General features: G+C 65.6%; 11 protein-coding genes. 2 read left to right on the top strand and 9 right to left on the bottom strand.

Annotation, left to right across the window (positions count from 1 at the left end):
* Nucleotides 1-12: 12 nt before the first annotated feature.
* The 3 genes from A7X65_RS05745 to A7X65_RS05735 form a co-directional block, all read right to left on the bottom strand.
* Nucleotides 13-1,623, bottom strand: a complete 1,611-nt coding sequence (locus A7X65_RS05745; RefSeq protein ID WP_063684816.1) for an SPOR domain-containing protein — start codon at nt 1,621-1,623, stop codon at nt 13-15.
* 140 nt (nt 1,624-1,763) lie between these two features.
* Nucleotides 1,764-3,554, bottom strand: a complete 1,791-nt coding sequence (gene argS / locus A7X65_RS05740) for an arginine--tRNA ligase (protein ID WP_063683318.1) — start codon at nt 3,552-3,554, stop codon at nt 1,764-1,766.
* A gap of 9 nt (nt 3,555-3,563) precedes the next feature.
* Nucleotides 3,564-4,772, bottom strand: a complete 1,209-nt coding sequence (locus tag A7X65_RS05735) for a deoxyguanosinetriphosphate triphosphohydrolase (protein WP_063683317.1) — start codon at nt 4,770-4,772, stop codon at nt 3,564-3,566.
* A gap of 110 nt (nt 4,773-4,882) precedes the next feature.
* On the opposite strand from A7X65_RS05735, the gene erpA reads away from it, so the two are divergent.
* Nucleotides 4,883-5,212 (top strand): iron-sulfur cluster insertion protein ErpA, encoded by a 330-nt coding sequence (gene erpA / locus A7X65_RS05730; RefSeq protein WP_063683316.1) that lies wholly within the window; start codon nt 4,883-4,885, stop codon nt 5,210-5,212.
* Nucleotides 5,213-5,287: 75 nt separating this feature from the next.
* On the opposite strand, the gene A7X65_RS05725 is transcribed toward erpA, so the two are convergent.
* Both A7X65_RS05725 and A7X65_RS05720 read right to left on the bottom strand, forming a co-directional pair.
* Nucleotides 5,288-6,394, bottom strand: coding sequence for a dienelactone hydrolase family protein (locus tag A7X65_RS05725; RefSeq protein ID WP_063683315.1), 1,107 nt, complete (start codon nt 6,392-6,394; stop codon nt 5,288-5,290).
* Nucleotides 6,395-6,479: 85 nt separating this feature from the next.
* Entirely contained in the window at nt 6,480-8,810 is a 2,331-nt protein-coding gene (locus A7X65_RS05720) for an ATP-binding protein (RefSeq protein WP_063683314.1), read from the bottom strand.
* Nucleotides 8,811-8,945: 135 nt separating this feature from the next.
* On the opposite strand from A7X65_RS05720, the gene xth reads away from it, so the two are divergent.
* Nucleotides 8,946-9,743, top strand: a complete 798-nt coding sequence (gene xth / locus A7X65_RS05715) for an exodeoxyribonuclease III (RefSeq protein WP_063683313.1) — start codon at nt 8,946-8,948, stop codon at nt 9,741-9,743.
* 126 nt (nt 9,744-9,869) lie between these two features.
* On the opposite strand, the gene A7X65_RS05710 is transcribed toward xth, so the two are convergent.
* The 4 genes from A7X65_RS05710 to A7X65_RS05695 form a co-directional block, all read right to left on the bottom strand.
* Complete coding sequence (locus A7X65_RS05710; RefSeq protein ID WP_063683312.1) at nt 9,870-10,694, bottom strand: tetratricopeptide repeat protein; 825 nt, start codon at nt 10,692-10,694, stop codon at nt 9,870-9,872.
* Nucleotides 10,681-12,402, bottom strand: a complete 1,722-nt coding sequence (gene ilvD, locus A7X65_RS05705) for a dihydroxy-acid dehydratase (protein ID WP_063683311.1) — start codon at nt 12,400-12,402, stop codon at nt 10,681-10,683. Before ilvD ends, A7X65_RS05710 begins: the two co-directional genes overlap by 14 nt.
* A gap of 242 nt (nt 12,403-12,644) precedes the next feature.
* Complete coding sequence (locus tag A7X65_RS05700; protein WP_156527651.1) at nt 12,645-12,899, bottom strand: hypothetical protein; 255 nt, start codon at nt 12,897-12,899, stop codon at nt 12,645-12,647.
* A gap of 184 nt (nt 12,900-13,083) precedes the next feature.
* Entirely contained in the window at nt 13,084-13,278 is a 195-nt protein-coding gene (locus A7X65_RS05695; protein WP_063683309.1) for a hypothetical protein, read from the bottom strand.
* Between the last annotated feature and the right edge of the window lie 143 nt (nt 13,279-13,421).

Genomic DNA, 13,421 nt, shown 5'->3' with positions numbered 1-13,421 from the left:
AGGAAACGGCCGTTAATTCCTCTGGATGAAGCAGGTCGGCAGGCCGGCGGACTTCAGGCTGTTGCAGGCCTGCGTCGCTTCCTCGGCCGACGCATAGGGACCGGCGAACGCGCGGTAGACGATCCCCTTGCCCTTGTCGGTGAGATCGACCCGCTTGATCACCGGCGAGCGCGATCCAAGCACGCTGCCGTACTTGCTCTGAAGCACCCGGTAGGAGGCGTGCGCACTGTCCTCGCTCTGCTGCGAGGAGACCTGCACGATGAAGCCGCCGCCGCCACTGCTCGCGGGCGCGATCTGCGTCGGGTTGGTCGCTGCCATCCGCTGCGGCGGCTCGGACGCGGGCGCCGATTGCGGCGCGAGCGAGAGCGGCTGGTTGGCACTGGCATTGGCCGAGGTCGGCGGACTGCGCGGCGCGGCCGGGGCCGCAGGAGCCGGAGCTGCAACAGGCTTCGCCGCCGCTGCTGCCGGCTGCCTGGCGGCGGCCGATTGCGGCGTGGCGCTGTCGGTCTGGTCGCCCTTCACAGCCACGGTCCTGATCGGACGCGGCGAGTTGTTCGGCAACGTGCCGTTGCTCGGGACCGGACCCGCGCTCGGCGGCGGCACCGTGGACGGCGACACGCTCGCCACTGCGGGCGGATTGGCGTTCTGGTTCAGCGGCGGGAACACCACGCGGGGACCACCTCCCCTGGCGTTGACGTCGACTGGCGCTTCCTCGCGCGGCACGATCTTCTCGCTGCCATCGCCCGTGACCATGCGATCCGGCACCTTGGCGGAGGAGTCCGACGGCGCCGGCACGATCTTGGTCGGGGTGTTGTCGGCCTTGATGATCGGCGGCTCACCGCTGCGGGGCGAGCCGACATAGGTCTTGTAAGCGAACGCTGCGCCGGTGCCGACCACGGCAAGCGCGACGATCGCCGCAACCGTCATCATGCCGCCGCGCTGCTTCTTCGGCTCGTCGAGATCGGCCTCGGGATAGTCGCTCTGGAACGCGTAAGGATCGTCCGGATAGGCCGGGTCGCGCTGAAAATCCTGCTCGCCCGTCTCCAGGCGGCCATAGAGCGCATCATCGTAGCGCGACGGATCGGGCTGCTGGTGCGGTTCCTGATAGGCTTGCTGCTGATACGGCTCCTGATAAGCCTGCTGCTGATAGCCCTGATCCTGCGGCGCGTAGGCCTGCTCCTGATAGGCCTGCCCTTGATAGGCATGATCCTGATACGCCTGCGCCTGATGGACATCAGGCTGAGGCGCGGCCGGCTGGGCGGAGTAGCGATGCAACGGATGAACCGGACTGACCGAAACGGGATAGTCGGGCTCCGGCGCGGGTGCCGGCTGCGGCTGCACGTTGGCGCGGCGCATCCATGACGGCGGTCCGGACGGCGGCGGCGCGGCCGGCTCGGCATAGTCCTGCTGATAATCGTCCTGACGGTAGTCGTCGTCCTGGTAGCTCTGCGCGGGTGCGGCCGGCGGCTGCGCGGCGGGCCGGCCCTGCGCGGCGAACGGATCGGTCTGTCCGATCAGGCGGGCGAGCTCGGCCAAAGGATCGCTGTCCGCCTTTCCATGCTGATCGCCGCCGCGACCATAGTCATCGGAAGGAAACGGTCTGTCGTGATATCGTTCGGCCATCGTGATGATGCGTCCCTTCGGGAAAGCCGCGCGCCCCTCGACCAAGGCACGGCTTCCGACCCACAAGGCATTCAACCAAGTCTAAGCGATCCGGCTTCTGCCGGTTACCCCCGAATTCCCATTAAGTAGTTCGCCCCAAACTACCGCATCTCGTCCGGAGCATGGACGCCGAGGATGGCGAGGCCCGATGCCAGGACAGAGACGACGCCCTGGACCATGGCCAGTCGCGCCTTTGTAAGATCTGCATCATTATTGATAATGAAGCGTAAATAGGGCAAATCCCGCCCTTTCGTCCAAAGTGCGTGAAATTCGCTCGCTAAGTCATAGAGATAGAAGGCAATTCGGTGCGGCTCATGGGCCGCGGCAGCCGCTTCCAGCATGCGAGGATAAATTGCGAGGCGCTTAAGAAGATCGAGCTCGACGGGGTCCGACAGCCGTTCAACGGCCGACTCACTGAGCCAGGCAATGCGCTTGTCGGCGTCCTCAGGCAGCTCCGGGAACACCTCGGCCCGCGCATTGCGGAAGATCGAGTGGCCGCGGGCATGGCCGTACTGGACGTAGAACACCGGGTTGTCGCGCGACTGTTCCATGACCTTGGCGAGGTCGAAGTCGAGCACCGCGTCGTTCTTGCGATAGAGCATCATGAAGCGGACGGCGTCCTGGCCGACTTCATCCACCACCTCACGCAAGGTGACGAAGTCCCCGCTCCGCTTCGACATTTTCACGGGCTCGCCGTTGCGCAGCAGCTTGACGAGCTGGACGATCTTGACGTCGAGCGATCCCTTGCCGGACGTGGTCGCCTTCACCGCCGCCTGCATGCGCTTGATGTAGCCGCCATGGTCGGCGCCCCAGACGTCGATCATCTCCGCAAAACCACGGTCGAACTTGTTCTTGTGGTAGGCGATGTCGGAGGCGAAGTAGGTGTAGGAATTGTCCGACTTGATCAGCGGACGATCGACGTCGTCGCCATAGGCGGTCGCCTTGAACAGCAACTGCTCGCGGTCTTCCCAGTCCTCGACCGGCGCGCCCTTCGGCGGCGGCAGGCGGCCCTCGTAGATGTCGCCCTTGGCCTTCAGGAAATCGATGGTCTCGGCAACCTTGTTGTTGCCGGTCTCGATCAGCGACCGCTCCGAGAAGAACACGTCGTGGCGGATGTTGAGGGCAGCGAGATCGTCCTTGATCTCGTCCATCATCATCGCGATCGCCTTGGCGCGCACGGTCGGCAGCCACTCGGCCTCGCTCATTGCGCGCAGCTTGTCGCCGTGCTCCTTCGCCAGCGCCTGCCCGACCGGCTTGAGGTAGTCGCCGGGATAGAGGCCTTCCGGAATGGCGCCGATGTCCTCGCCGAGCGCCTCGCGATATCTGAGGAACGCGGAGCGCGCGAGCACGTCGACCTGCGCGCCGGCATCGTTGATGTAGTATTCGCGGGTGACGTCGTGGCCGCCGAACTGGAGCAGGCTCGCCAGCGCGTCGCCGAACACGGCGCCGCGGCAATGGCCGACATGCATCGGCCCGGTCGGGTTGGCCGAGACGTATTCGACATTGACCTTGGCACCGCCGCGGACGCGACCGTAATCGGCGGCCTCGCGCAGCACGGTGCGCAACGCTTCCGCCCAGGCGGCCGGCTTCAGCGTCAGATTGATGAAGCCGGGACCGGCGACATCGACCTTGGCGATCAGCGCGTCGGCGCGGAGCCGCTCGGCGATCTGCTCGGCGAGGTCGCGCGGCTTTGCCTTTGCCTCTTTCGCAAGCACCATGGCGGCGTTGGTCGCCATGTCGCCATGGGTGGCATCGCGCGGGGGCTCGACCACCACGCGCGAGAAATCGATGCCCTCGGGCCAGCTGGCGTCCGCCGCGAGCGCGCGGCAGGCGGCGTGCACGCGTGCGAGCACATCGGCGAACAGATGCAGGGATGAGGATGTCTGGGGCATGGGCGCCGCCTAACGCAAATCCGGGGTCGAGTCAAAGAGCCGCTGGTGCTCGGTCAGGGCGAAACGGTCGGTCATTCCGGCAATGAAATTGCCGATCCGCCGGGCCCGGTCGCCCTCGTCATCGGCCTGCGCCCCGACCAGCCATTCCGGCGGCAGCTCGGCCGGCGATTTCAGGTATTTTGCGAACAGGTCGAACAGGATCTGCTCGGCCTCCCCCATTACCCGCATCACCCGCTTGTGGCGGTACATGTGCTGGTACAGGAAGCGCTTGATGGCAGCCTCCTCCGCGGCAACCTCGGTGGGGAACGCGACCTGCGCCCGGCCGAGCTGCCGCACGTCCTGGGCCGATTGCGGCCTGGTCGCGGCGAGGTTCTTCTGCGCCTCGGCAAACACCGCGCCGATCAGGTGCGAGATCAACTCGCGCACGAGCTCAGCGCCGCGCCTGACGTCTTCGAGATCGGGATAGTGCGCGGCGATCCCGTCGATGATCTCCGCGGTCAGCGGCATCGCCCTGAGATCGTCGAGATCGAACAGGCCGGCGCGCAGGCCGTCGTCGATGTCATGGGCGTCATAGGCGATGTCGTCGGCGATCGCGGCGACCTGGGCTTCGAGCGAGGCGAAGCTCCACAATTCGAGATCATAGACCTTGATGTAGTCGGCGATGCCGACGGGAATGCCGTGCTCGCGGTAGCGCCCGACCGGCGCGCCGCTGCGATCGGTCAGCGGGCCGTTGTGCTTGACGATGCCCTCCAGAGATTCCCAGGTCAGGTTGAGCCCGTCGAATTCGGGATAGCGGTGCTCCAGCGAGCCGACGACGCGCAGGGTCTGGGCATTGTGGTCGAAGCCGCCGAAGTCTTTCAGGCAGGCGTCCAGCGCCCGCTCGCCGGCATGCCCGAACGGCGGATGGCCGAGATCGTGGGCCAGCGCCAGGGTTTCCGTGAGGTCCTCGTCGAGGCCAAGCTGCCGGGCCAGCGCGCGGGCGATCTGCGCCACCTCCAGCGAATGCGTCAGCCGGGTGCGATAGTGGTCGCCCTCGTGGAACACGAAGACCTGGGTCTTGTACTTGAGGCGGCGGAACGCGGTGGAATGGATCACCCGGTCGCAATCCCGCCGGAACGGGCTGCGGGTCCGGCTCGGGGGCTCGGCGACCAGCCGGCCGCGGCTGCGGTCGGGGTCGCAGGCATAGGGCGCGCGGGGGGCTGCCATTCCGACGGACACGGCGAATTTAGTCCCTATCCATTTGATTCTGCGTATGGTGGCACTTAACTATGTCGGGCGCGGGATACCAAATGAATTGGGTATGACCGCGGGACTATCGGAGACTTGCGATGACGACTGCCGTGACCATCAGTGACCGGGCCGCACGCCGGATTGGGGAAATCCTCAAGGGCGAAGGCTCTGGCGCGATGCTGCGCATCTCGGTCGAGGGCGGCGGCTGCTCCGGCTTCCAGTACAAGTTCGACATCGACCGCGACCGCACCGACGACGACCTCGTGATCGAGCAGGACAATGCGGTGGTGCTGGTCGATTCCGCCTCGCAGCCGTTCCTGGAGGGCTCGCAGGTGGATTTCGTCGACGACCTGATCGGCGCCTCGTTCCGCGTCAACAATCCGAACGCCACGGCGTCCTGCGGCTGCGGGACCAGTTTTTCGGTCTGACCCGCCTTTTGACTGGGCGTGGCCGGATCATTCCGGCGAATCGCGATGGAGTGCTGCCGTCGCGTGGACTGCGGTTCAATCCCCCGCAAGCGTCTGTCCGACCGCGTAAAGCCTGCAATCTTCGCCGCGCGAATTGATCTTGCATTTCATCAAGGCAGGCTCGCGCGCCTCGACAACTGTGCGGCCAAACCCAGTCCCGCAATGACCGCGCGTGCTCACCGCGAAGGCCTTGGCATCATCGGGATTGGCGAGGTAGTCCGCGAACGCCTCCCGACAAGCGGCGACAGCCCCCGGCGGGATTGGCAGCGCAGCGAACAGCGGCGCCTCGATGACGGTCTTGGTTGGAAGACCGAGCGTTTCGAGGAAGGGTTCGACGGACGGAAACCAAGTGTCCGCCGGCGCGAGCATGACGGTGTTGTGGCCGTTCGGTCCGAACGGCGGCAGCACATGCAACTGCGCGGGCGCACCGCCGGCGCTGTAGGCCGCGAACATGCGCCGTGCCAAGTCCGGACCGTAGAATTGATCGTTCTCGGCATAGAGCCAAAGCAGGGGGACACGGGCCGTGCGCCCCAATGCGGCCGATGCATCGACCAGATTATCAGGCGAGCAAGGTTGGTTGGGTGCGGAGAAGCTATGCCGACCGCCATCAAAATTCACGGCGCCTACGACTCCCGGTATGTTCTGTGCGGCGACGGCCATCACCGCGAGCCCCCCAACGGAATGACCGAGCAAGACGACGTGCTCGGCGTCGACCCAGGGCTCATGACTCAGTGAAGCGACCGCCGCAATGACATCGTCGCTGGCAGCGCGCGTGGCCGGAAGATAGTCGCAGGTCTGCCGCGCAGACTCGGAGAACCCTCCCCCGGATCGGCCGTAGCCACGACGCATGATCGAGGCCACTGCATATCCGCGCTGCGCGAAGGCGACGGCCGCCTTGCTGTAACCGACCGGAGAACGGTCGAGGAGTTCAGCGAAAAATTCCTCGCCACCGCTAGGCATTCCGTGAGTGATCACGACGAGAGGAAATTTGCCGGGACGATCAGGACGAATGACGAAGCTTTCGAGCGACACTTTGTTGCCGGAGATCACGACGGGCAACATCATGTGCGCGCTCATCAGCGGCCCGTCGCCGGCGCGGGCGGAGGCCGTGAACAGGATGAGAAGCAGGACAACAATGCGCATGGTGGAGCAAGGTAACACCGCGCATCCGAATTGCCAGCGTCCGGCCGACCGGCGTGGAACGCATATTCAGGCACGTGGTTAGCGCCTACGCGCCGGTCATCTGCCTTTCCTCATCCGTCCACTCCACGTCCGCCGGCATCAGCTCCGGCTGAAGCGGCACATCCTCCGACACCGAATGACCGTCCAGCGCGCGCAGCAAGGCTGCGACCAGCGCCGGCTTGCGCAGCGGCTTCGCCAGGAAGTCCGACATCCCGGCCTCGCGGCAGATCCTGACGTCTTCGGGGAAGGCGTTGGCGGTGAGCGCGATGATCGGCAAGGCGTCGAAGCGTCCTCCTTCCGCGCGGATCGCGCGGGTCGCGGCAAGGCCGTCCATATCCGGCATGCGCACGTCCATCAGCACGACATCGAAGTCGCCTTCCGAGACCGCCGCGACAGCCTCGACACCGTCGGTGACGACGCGCAATTCGACTTCGAAGGCCCCCAGCATCTTGCTCACGACCATGCGGTTGACGGCGTCGTCCTCCGCGACCAGCACCTTCAGCGGTCGGTCGAGATCGGTGATACGGGCTTTCAACTCCTCCGCCTCGTCGCGGCCGGCCGCGGCATCGGAGGCCTGCGCCTGGCTCCAGGGCAGCACCAGCGTGAAGCGGAAGGTCGAGCCTTCGCCCGGCGTCGAGGTGACGCCGATCGTGCCGCCCATCTGCTCGATGATGCGCCGTGAGATCGCAAGACCAAGGCCGGTGCCGCCGAAGCGGCGGCTGATCGAGGCGTCGGCCTGCGCGAAGTCGCTGAAGAGCTGGCCGAGCTTCTCGGGCGCGATGCCGATGCCGCTGTCGCTCACCGTCCATTCGACGGTCGCCAGCAGGTCGCGTCGCGCCTGGCAGGTGGCAGCGATCGTCACTTCGCCCTCGTCGGTGAACTTCACCGCGTTGGACGCGAGATTGAGCAACACCTGCCGGATACGCGCGACGTCGCCGCGCAGCGTCGGCGGCAGGCTCGGATCGAGCTCGACCCTGACGGCGATCCCCTTGCTCTTCGCGCTCGCGCGCACCACGGTCGCAACCGTCTCGGCCAGCGCCTGCGGGGCGAAGTCGATCGCCTCGAACTGGAAACGGCCGGCCTCGAGCTTGGAGAGGTCGAGAATGTCATTGAGGATGCGCTGGAGGTTGTCGCCGGACTCGCGGATCGTGGTGACGGCCTCGCGCTGCTCCGCGTCGAGCTTGGTCTCGAGCAGCATGCTGGCGAGCCCGAGCACGCCGTTCATGGGCGTGCGGATCTCGTGGCTCATCACCGCGAGGAAGTCGGACTTGGCGCGGCTCTCGGCCTCGGCCTTCTCGGCGCGCCAGCGCTCGGTGACGTCGCGGCCGAAGCCGCGATAGCCGAGGAACTGGCCGTCGCGATCATAGGCGGGCTTTGCGGTCAGCGACCACAGCCGCGCCTCGCCGCCGGCGACGACCTTGAGGTTCATCTCGTGCAGCGGCTCGGTGTGCTCCATCAGGCCGACGATGTTGTAGGCCGCGCTCTTGTCCTCGGGGCAGAGCATGTCGAGCACGTCGGCGAAGTGCGAGCCCTTCAGCAGCGGAAGCGGCAGCTGCGCAACGTCGGCAAAGCGCTGCGGCACGTCGGTGAGATGCCCGTCAGCATCGGTCTGCCACAGCCAGTCGCTGGCGTTCTCCTGGAAATCTTTCAGCAGCAGCGAGATGATCTCGGTCTGCCGCTCGAGCTCGAGCTGTGCCTTGAGGTTGCCGAGGAACAGATTGCCCTGCGAGACGATGTTGCGCGCCATGAAGAACGCGAACAGCAGCAGGAACACCGAGGTCACCAGATACGGGCCGGAGCCGCACAGCAGCAGCGCGCCGGCGCAGCCGACCGTCATGGTGGCGAGATAGACGAGGCCGGCGCGCGGGAAGGTCGAGAGCGTGAAGGCGCCGCCGGACATCATGCCGACCATCAGGCAGGCGAGGATGAGCTGGCTGGTCGGCTCGATGCGGCTGAACAGCGCGAGCGGCAGCGTGCCCCAGATCGCGGCGAGGAAAAACGCCTGCCGCATCATCTGCCTGGCGGCACGGGGCGAGGCCTCCTGCGGCGGGTTGTGATGCGATCGCCGCCAGGCCCGCACCGCCAGCGAAGCGGTGACGGCGAGGGTCATGCCCCAGATCGCGAGGAAGTCGTTCCAGCCCCGGCCCCAGAACAGGATCAGCACGATCGCAACGTTGAGCATGGTGACGGCCATGGTCACCGGGATCAGCCGGATCACCGCGTCGATCTGCTTGGCGCGGATGCGGCCCATCTGGCGCTCGCTGAGATCGGCGGTCAGGCCGTCCTCGATCTCGAAGCCGCCGAGCCAGTACAGGAACGCGCCGACGACGCCGTCGCGCTGTTCAATGCGTTGTGAAGTCTCGACCGGCCATCCCATCCGCGGAACCTTTTTCCCATCAATGGCCTGCAGCCGGCTTAAGCCGGGTTAATTTTGTGGGAGATTTTGCGGCGTCCTTGACGGGCGCGTTTGCATTTTGTTCTAACCAAGGCCCCTGCCCGGAGCCTTGCCGACATGCCCATCAGAGTTGCCACCTGGAACGTGAACTCGGTCCGGCAGCGGATCGACCTGCTGCTGACCTGGCTGAAGGAATGCCAGCCGGACATCGTCTGCCTGCAGGAGATCAAATGCGTCGACGATGCCTTCCCGCGGCTGGAGATCGAGGCGCTCGGCTACAACGTCGTCACGCACGGGCAGAAGACGTTCAACGGCGTCGCCCTGCTCTCGAAGCTCCGCTTTGACGAAACCAAGTCTGGGCTCGCCGGCGACGACGAGGATACCCATGCCCGCTTCCTCGAGGGCGTGGTGACGCTCAAGACGGGCGTGATGCGCATCGCCTGCCTCTATCTGCCCAACGGCAATCCGGTCGGGACCGAGAAATATCCCTACAAGCTCAAATGGATGTCGCGGCTTCTTGAGTATTCGAAGGAGCGCCTTAAGACCGAGGAGCCGCTGATCCTCGCAGGCGACTTCAACGTCATCCCGCATGCCCGCGACGTGCACAATCCGGCCGCCTGGACAGAGGACGCCCTGTTCAAGCCGGAGACGCGGGAGAGTTTTCAGGCCCTGCTCGGCCTCGGCCTGACCGATGCCCTGCGGGCGGTGACCGACGAGCCGGGTCTCTACACCTTCTGGGACTACCAGGCCGGCGCCTGGCAGAAGAACCAGGGACTGCGCATCGACCACCTGCTGATGTCGCCGCAGGCCAGCGACAAGCTCGCCAATGTCGGCATCGACAGCTATGTGCGCGGCTGGGAGAAGCCGTCGGACCACGTGCCGGTGTGGGCGGATCTGGATCTGGAGGCGGCGTAGGCTTAGCCAGCGGCAATCGCAACTGCCGTAGGGTGGGCAAAGGCGCAAAGCGCAGTGCCCACGATCTCTTCATGATGGAAACAGGTGGTGGGCACGCTTCGCTTTGCCCGCCCTACGGGACCGAGCTTACTCCCGGCGCCCCTGCACCCACTGTTCCAGCATTTGCAGGCACATGGCGCGGTCGTCGTCGGACGCCTTGGCGAAGGCGCGGTTGTAGCTTTCCTTGATCCAGGTCTCCTCGGCGCCGGCGCTGTCGCGCGCCAGGGTCAGCCACATCAGGCCGCGCGCGGCCTGCCGCGGCAGGCGGTCGCCGTTGAACAGCATCTGGCCAAGCAGGGCCTGCGCCTCGTGCTGACCCTTCTGGGCGGCAAGCCCGAGCCAGCGGGCGCCGTAGCGGAAGTCCTCGCGCGAGGCGTCCGGCGTCTTCAGATACAGGCGGGCGAGATCGTACTGGGCGTCCGCATTGCCGAAATAGGAGGCCGCGTAGGAGAACATCTCCCGCGCCCGGTCCGGGTCGGCCTTGATCTTCGAGTTCGGGATGCCGGCGAGATAGTAGCGGCCGAGCGCGACGAAGGCGTTGGCCACGACCTGCGCCTGCGGCGCCGACGGGCTGTCCTCGGCATGGGCGTTGGCGATCCGGCTGAAATATTCGAAGGCACGCAGATCGTCCTGGGCGACGCCGTCGCCATTGGCATACATGCGGCCGAGCTTCCACTGCGCGATGGGATGACCGCCCTCGGCGGCATATTGCAGGGCGCTGAGCGAGGTTTCCTGGGGCGCGGTGACCGGCGCGGTCCGGCTGCGCACGGTCGGTGCGGCGCCCGGCAAGGTCGTCACGACAGGGAGAGCCGCGTCCTTGTTGACCGGCGCGCCGTCGAAGGCGAACGCGGGCGCGGCCAGCGCACTGGCCCCCAACACAAACGCAACAATGGCACGCCTAGATGTCCGCATAGCACTGCTTCTCGTGCGCGCCGCCCGGATGGGTCACTGCCCCCCCGACCGCTGGTCCAACCTGCTGAGCATATTTCCAGAGCGCACCCGACGTGTGGTTAGTCGCGCGAGCGGCCCATTTGGTCTTGCGCTGAGCCAGCTCAGCGTCACTCAATTTTACGTTAAGGGTACCGACGTCGGCGTCGATCTCGATGATGTCGCCGTCCTCGAGCAGCCCGATCGGGCCGCCGACCGCCGCCTCGGGCCCGACATGGCCGATGCAGAAGCCGCGGGTCGCGCCGGAGAAGCGGCCGTCGGTGATGAGCGCGATCTTGCCGCCCATGCCCTGGCCGGTCAGCGCCGCGGTGGTCTGGAGCATTTCCCGCATGCCGGGGCCGCCCTTGGGGCCCTCGTAGCGGATCACGATGACTTCGCCTTCGCGATAGGTGCGGTTCTGGACAGCCTGGAACGCGTCCTCCTCACGGTCGAAGCACCTGGCCGGACCGGTAAACTTGAGGTTGGACATTCCCGCGACTTTCACGATCGCACCTTCTGGCGCCAAATTGCCCTTCAGACCGACCACACCACCGGTGACAGTGATGGGTTTATCTGCCGGGTGCACCACGTCCTGGTGCGGATTCCATTTCACGCTTTTGAGGTTTTCGGCGATCGTTCGACCGGTGACCGTAATGCAGTCGCCGTGGAGAAATCCGTTGTCGAGCAGCGTCTTCATCAGAAGCGGTATGCCACCTACTTCAAACATGTCTTTGGCGACATAACGGCCGCCCGGCTTCAAATCCGCGACATAAGGTGTCTTTTTGAAGATTTCGGCGACGTCGAACAGGTCGAACTTGATGCCGCACTCATGGGCGATCGCCGGCAGGTGCAGTGCAGCATTGGTCGAGCCGCCGGACGCGGCGACGACGGCCGCGGCATTCTCCAGCGCCTTGCGGGTGACGATGTCGCGCGGCCGGATGTTCTGGGCGATCAGGTCCATCACCTTCTCGCCCGCGGTCATGCAGAACGCGTCGCGGATCTCGTACGGTGCCGGGGCACCGGCCGAGTAAGGCAGCGCAAGGCCGATGGCTTCCGAGACGGTCGCCATGGTGTTGGCGGTGAACTGCGCGCCGCAGGCGCCCGCCGAGGGGCACGCCACGCGCTCGATCTCGTCGAGGTCCTCGTCCGACATGGCGCCGACCGAGTGCTTGCCGACGGCCTCGAACATGTCCTGCACGGTGACCTGCTGGCCGCGGAAATTGCCGGGCAGGATCGAGCCGCCGTAGATGAAGATCGACGGCACGTTGAGGCGGACCATCGCCATCATCATGCCCGGCAGCGACTTGTCGCAGCCGGCCAGACCCACAAGCGCGTCGTAGGCATGGCCGCGGACGGTCAGTTCGACCGAGTCGGCGATACATTCGCGCGACGGCAGCGAGGAGCGCATGCCGTCATGGCCCATGGCGATGCCGTCGGTGACGGTGATGGTGCAGAATTCGCGCGGCGTGCCGCCGGCGGACGCGACGCCCTTCTTCACCGCCTGCGCCTGGCGCATCAGGGCGATGTTGCAGGGCGCGGCCTCGTTCCAGCACGAGGCGACGCCGACAAAGGGCTGGTGGATCTGCTCGGTGGTCAGACCCATGGCGTAGAAGTAGGACCGGTGCGGCGCGCGCGCAGGGCCTTCCGTCACGTGACGGCTCGGCAGCCTCTGCTTGTCAATCTTCGCGCCCATCGCAAACCAGTTTCCCCGGTCAACCCTTTCAGACCCGAAAAATCAGAGCCAAGATTTGAATCGACCTTGGGATTTCCCGTTGCCGCCTGATGGATCGCCGCTGCCTAAAACTTAGAGTGATTTTATTCATGTTCGGGTGTGGCCAAAAAGCGGCGCTGATGCGAACGACCCGTGATGAGGGTTAAATCCACCGTGAGTGTTGCGCAGACGGCACAATCGTTACCGGGAAGACACGGGGAAAGCTACCGCGATACCTTCGCAAAGATGACGGTCCACAACTGGAGATTTTTCGACACGCAGAACGCACGCGGCTTTGCGATAAGGACGGACGAACCCGCAACTGAGTCGCCCTCGCCGCCGATCCCGTCGATATCTCGCGCGGGCGCGTCGCGCTTGTGGCTGGAGGTGCAAGCGACGCGGCGCAATGCCGTAGGGTGGGCAAAGGCGCAAAGCGCCATGCCCACCAATCCCGCCACGACGCGCATCGACGTGGGCACGCTACGCTTTGCCCACCCTACGAGGCCTGGGTGCTTGGCAGGCTGCTGCGCTCGCAATGACGGCGCGTGAGGCAATGGCGCCGTCCTCCGCTGTCATTCCCGCGAAGGCGAGGAATCCAGTACGCCGCGGCCCTCGCCGAAATTGTCAGATGTTTTGCCCGTCCGGCAACACGCTATCCGCGACCTATTTCCGGTGCATGTGTCCGGACTGCGCTTCGAAGCGCGCGACCGGGCGATCGCGCTGCCAGAGCTCCACATCGTGGCTGTCGACGAGCTTGGCGGCGCGGGAGATCGCCGCGTCATCGTCGGCGCAATCGATCTGAACCACGCCGATCGGTACGCTGTGCCGTCCGACGACGAAGGCGCGATATGCCGGCATCCTGACCTCCCACAAAGGGTTGCATCTATTGGTCAGAACATGACGGCGGACATGTTTGAATGCGATGGGGATCGGACCGCCAGTTTCTAGGCGCGGCGTAGTGGTCCTATGCCGAACCTATACGATCGCGGCCGCGCTCATCT

Source organism: Bradyrhizobium stylosanthis (genome assembly GCF_001641335.1).
GTDB classification, from domain to species: domain Bacteria; phylum Pseudomonadota; class Alphaproteobacteria; order Rhizobiales; family Xanthobacteraceae; genus Bradyrhizobium; species Bradyrhizobium stylosanthis.
The sequence above is the reverse complement of the archived record's forward strand: the minus strand, read 5'-3'. Positions and strand labels throughout refer to the sequence as shown.